This is a genomic window from Pirellulales bacterium (assembly GCA_036499395.1).
In the GTDB taxonomy this organism is placed as follows: domain Bacteria; phylum Planctomycetota; class Planctomycetia; order Pirellulales; family JACPPG01; genus JACPPG01.
In genome coordinates this window covers 1-4,859 of sequence record DASYDW010000113.1, presented here as the reverse complement: position 1 = coordinate 4,859, position 4,859 = coordinate 1, and the positions used below count along the sequence as shown (strand labels likewise).

The following is a 4,859-nucleotide window of genomic DNA, read 5'->3' as shown; positions in this document are numbered from 1 at the left end:
GGCCACGAACTACGAGCCGCTGCTGACCGACGCTGACGGTCTGGCCTGGGAACTGCGTGGGCCTGGTGTAAAGGCCATGACCGAGGAAGATTTCCTGCTCGAAAACGGCGATCGCGTTCACTCAGGTAAGGCCAGCCCGGTCGCGCAGAAATGGGCCAACAACATGACGGCCCGTTACGACGAACTTTCGAAGCGCGACCCGATCTTCGGTGAGTTGCGCAACTGCATGGACCTGGCGATCGTGTCGGCGCTACTGTTCAAGGAAAACCTGCCCGGCAAGGCGAGCCTCGATCTGGCACCGCTGGCTGGGCAGGATGGTCCGCCGGTGGATGCGTACTTCGTGCCGAAGCAAGTCGACACGCAAGCCAGCTTCGTGAAGAAGGGGGACAACTGGATCATCAGCGCCTCGGGCGGCGTGCTGATCCACTCCTGGGGCGAAGCCGACCGCAAAGAGCAGAGCGCCAAGCTCGACCCGCTACGCACGAAAGCCGCCCGCCCCGCGGACGACAAAGCCACGGCCGGCCAGCCGGCCATTTGGTGGTGGAACTAGCGGGCAGTGGGCGGCAGGCAACGGGCAGTGAAGAGAAGTAGTCGGTAGCTGGTCGCTAGTGGGCGGGAACGCTCTCGCTCGGCAGTAGCCCTCGGTTCTCGGACATTCGCAAGTGCCTTCCTCCGTGACTCTGCGCCTCCGCGGTACCCTTCCGTCGTCCGACCCCAGGCGACACCCCTCTCGCGCTCGTCGGTAGACCTGACGGGTTAGCGTCATTTTGTCCGGCTCGCCTGTGGGAGCGGGTGGTAGCCAAACGGGGTGGAAGGCGACCATTTTCCCCCGGCAAATGGGGTGTTCGGCCGTAATTTATTGCCCAGTTAGGCCTTGCGAGCGAACTCTTTGAAACTGTCGGGCGTCTAAAGAAGTAGTTCATTCCGCGCGGGCGAGGGATCGCCAAATTCTTGTCTCTCGCGATTTTCTCGGATTTCCCCTTGTGAAAAGACCCCCCATGACTGCAAACTGCAGGAATAAATATCCCACCCGCCGGGCGGCGCCATCGCGGCGATCCCAGCGACCTCGGGACACGGAAGTTCCCCCCCGCAACCGGCCCGCAGCCCGACCGGCGGTGTCCGCCACCAGTCGCTCGAAGGCCACTAAGAAGACCACCGTCGATCCGGAAATGACAAAGCCTCTTACTAAGCAGTCTGAAGCAGCCAAGAAGCCCCGGCGTCGTCCCTGGCGGCATCCCACGCAACGTGGCATCAAGGTGCCCTATGCGGCCGCCGCCGCCATCTCACTGATGGAGATGGGCATTACGGACTACGAGCGGATCGCGGCTGCTGTCGGCCTGAGCGCGGCCGAGGTGGAACGGATCGATATGGCCGAGGACAAGTCAATCCGCCAACTCTGCCTGGCCGGGGTGCCTTATGGCCATTACTTCACGCTGGAAGCCCACATCCGCTGTCCCAAGTGCAGCGGCATGATCACGCTGGCCCCGTGCGTGGCGTGTGATTCCCCCAGCGCCTGGCGCCCCGCGATGCCTGAGAACGTCGCCCCGAGCGCGGAATAAATCCGCTGGGACGATCCTCATGGGACGGATTCGGCCCGTTCAACCGCACAGACTTTCGCTGCGCGAAGGTTGTCCGCGTAGCTTTGAATTCGCGCAATTTGGCCGCGCGCCAGTGGCTCTGTTATAAGTGAGGCTCGCTGGGGGACTACGCGGCTCGCTTTCGTTGATTCTGACCTTGCGCCGGCACAGGTGCTCCCGGCGCGCGATTCCTGCCTGGCCCGCCCGTTCGGAGGATGATCCCATGTCGCATAGCAAGACGCCCGAGTCGGGGTCCGAGACGTTCGTCGAGACGTCGCTGAAGCTCAGCGGCAAGAGCGAGCTGGAAGCCCGATCGACCGGCGCTATGGACCGAGCCGACGAGCAGCTCGAGTCGTTTTTCGAAGCCCGTTATCAGACCACGGCCAGCCCGATCCATCGCGCGGTGTGGGATCACAACTTCCCGCTCGAACTGTTTCAGGCGGGCGCGCCGGCCAAGCCCACGGCGGCCTGCGCGCAAGCGATGGAGGAGTCGCTGTCGATCGTCCGCCGGCACATCGCGGCGGGGACACTGTTGGACCATAACGGCAAGCTCCTGCCTCACGTCTTTGCCGAATTGGGGGCCGCCGGGTATTGGGGATTGCTCGTCGAGCAGGAATATGGCGGGCAGGCTGCGCCGATGTCGGTCTTCATGCCTTACTTAGTGCGCATGGCGACTGTGTTTTCCACCCTGGCCGGACTGGGAAGCGTGCATGGCTGCGTCGGCGCCGTCGATCCCCTGCACGGCATGGGCACGTCCGAGCAAAAAGAGCGTTTTCTGACTCGCCTGGCCAACGGCGATCGCATCTCGGGTTTTGCGCTGACCGAGCCTGGCGCCGGCTCGGACATGACCGCGCTCAAAACCCGCGCCGTGCTCGACGGTGACGCTTATGTCGTTAATGGCGAGAAGCTTTTCATTACCAACGCGCTACCCGGGCGTATCGTGGCGCTGGTCTGCCTGATTGATAACCGCCCGGAAGTGTTGCTGGTCGATTTGCCTGAGGAGAACGAACACTTCCAGTTGGTTCGTTATGGGCTATACGCCCTCAAGCATTCCTACAACAACGGGCTGCTATTCAAGAACTTCCGCGTGCCGAAGGAGAACTTGCTGAAGCCGAAATTCGGCAACGGGCTGACCGTGGCCTATCACGGTCTGAACCGCGGCCGGGTCGCAGTGTGCGCGAATGCCTCGGGCGGGTTGCGCGTCATGCTAGCCAGCATTCTTCCCTGGACTCGCTATCGGCTGACGTATGGCGAAGCAATCGATCGCCGCGAGCTTGTGCAAGGGCGCGTCGGCCGTCTGGCCGGCATGATCGTGGCCTGCGATGCGCTGGTCGAGTGGTGTTCGTGGCTATTGGACGAAGGCTATCGCGGCGAAATGGAATGCACGATTGCCAAGATATTTGGCAGTGAATCGCAGAAGGAAGCCGCGATCGAATTCCTGATGAAGACGCACGGCGGACGCTCGTTCTTGCATGGGCATCTCTTCGGTGACAACTGCCACGAGTATTTCGCCCCCTGCATTTACGAAGGCGAGGGGGAGATGCTGGCCATGGCCTTCTTCAAGTCATTGGTGAAACAGCACGGCAAAACGTTCTTCGAGCCGGTCGGCCGGGTTTTGGCAAAGCTGCAAGTCAAAGAGCCGAACCTGACCGATCTTGCCCATCTGAAGGGGCTGGCGCCGGTACTGGTGCCCTATGCCAAGTGGCTCGTCGGCGAACGTTTCGGCAGCCGACAGTTGGGGGCCTTGCCCAAAATGCCTGATGCCTTGACCGCGCATGCGCGATTCGCCATCGACGGCCTGACGCACATGGCCCGCGAGATCAGCAGCTCGATGCGCAAGCATCAACTGAATTTGGCGGATCGGCAATGCCGAATGTCCGAGCTTTCGCTCCGCGTGCAGAACCTGGTCACGATGCTGGTCACGGCTCTGTACGCGGCCAAGCAGACGGACGAGCTGCTGCAGACGGCCGGTGACGTGGCTTGCCAGGATCTGCGGTTCAAGCTGACGAACGAGCGCCTCAGTGACGCCTATTTCCGTACCGTGACCCGGCTGGGGGCCAAGATCGCCGACGGCGGGTTCGAGCCGATCGCCGGCATACCGCCCGGCGAAATTCTCAAGCCGTACGAAAACGCCTCTGGCAAATAACGGATTGCACAGGAATCTATGCGGCGGATCGCTGCGGTGGTCAGGCACTAGGATTGTGGGCGCGACTTTCGCTGTTCGCCGTAGGTCACCCGCGACGGCGAACGATGCAATCGTTGACGCCGACGAACCGGCCCCTGACAATAAAGGATATAGGCATCCACCGGCCGCTGGTCAGCGCGGCGACGGCAGATGCGCCGCGCGACCTCGCGTGGCGAGGAGGCTACCGTGCCGGCGCGAATGCGAATGCAACTCACCAACTGCCGGCCGTCACGGTTGCCAGCTTTTCGATTTCGATCCACCGGATTCTTGTCGCTTGCGCTGCTGATCGCGCTCGCCGGTGGGCTGCTCGTCGAGCGCGTAGCGGCCGTCGACAAAGCCGCGCCGAAGGCGAACGCGGCAAAGGCACCCGCGAAGGAAGCCGCGCCCGATGATCCTGTCAAGGAAGAGTTCCGTGCCGCCAAACGCGAGATTCAAACCCGGCTGCGCAACAAGCAAGTCTTCGAGCGGATTACCGCGCTGCGCAGCGCCGGCAAGTATCCAACGCTCGACGCGGCAAAGCTTGTCGTTACCGTCGGCCTGAAGGACGACGCTCCCGAGGTTCGAAGCGCCGCCTATGACACGTTGTTGGACTTTAAAGACAACGACGAGATCGCGCGTTACCTGTTGACCACCGTCAGTAAGGAAACGCGGCGCGGTTCGGTCGGCCCTAATACGCTGCCCATGCTGGCTGTGCTGCTCGCCTCGACGCTGCCGGACGTCGAGAAGAACGTCAACGCCTACCTGGAGAAGCAAGCCAACTCGCACGACGGCCTGGAAATCATCGAAGCGCTGGCCGACGAGTTGGGCGGGCGCGGCCAGTCTGAGGATGTCGCTTCGCTGACGAAACTAACGGCGCTGTCCACATTCGAACGCGAATTCGGTTTGCGCCGTGCCGTGGTGCAGGCGCTGATCAAGATCAACTCTGCGACGGCGATCGGCCAACTGATCAAAATCCTGGAAAACGTCAAAGGCGAAATCCGCGGCGACATCGTGCAATACCTGGCCACCGCGACCGGGCAGGAGCTGGGGTTGGACAGCGCGGCCTGGACCGACTGGTGGAAGGAAAACGAGAAGACCTTTCAAGCTGGCGGCGCCGT

Annotated in this window: 4 protein-coding genes; all 4 read left to right on the top strand. The window is 62.3% G+C overall.

The window, feature by feature from the left end:
• Window positions 1-550 (top strand): hypothetical protein (locus VGN12_20200; GenBank protein HEY4311780.1); only part of this gene is annotated, 550 nt, incomplete at its 5' end.
• Between the two features lie 619 nt (window positions 551-1,169).
• Window positions 1,170-1,559 (top strand): hypothetical protein, encoded by a 390-nt coding sequence (locus VGN12_20195; GenBank protein ID HEY4311779.1) that lies wholly within the window; start codon window positions 1,170-1,172, stop codon window positions 1,557-1,559.
• A 241-nt stretch (window positions 1,560-1,800) separates the two neighbouring features.
• Entirely contained in the window at window positions 1,801-3,723 is a 1,923-nt protein-coding gene (locus tag VGN12_20190; GenBank protein HEY4311778.1) for an acyl-CoA dehydrogenase family protein, read from the top strand.
• Window positions 3,724-3,966: 243 nt separating this feature from the next.
• On the top strand, window positions 3,967-4,859 hold an 893-nt coding region (locus VGN12_20185; protein HEY4311777.1), incomplete at its 3' end, for a hypothetical protein.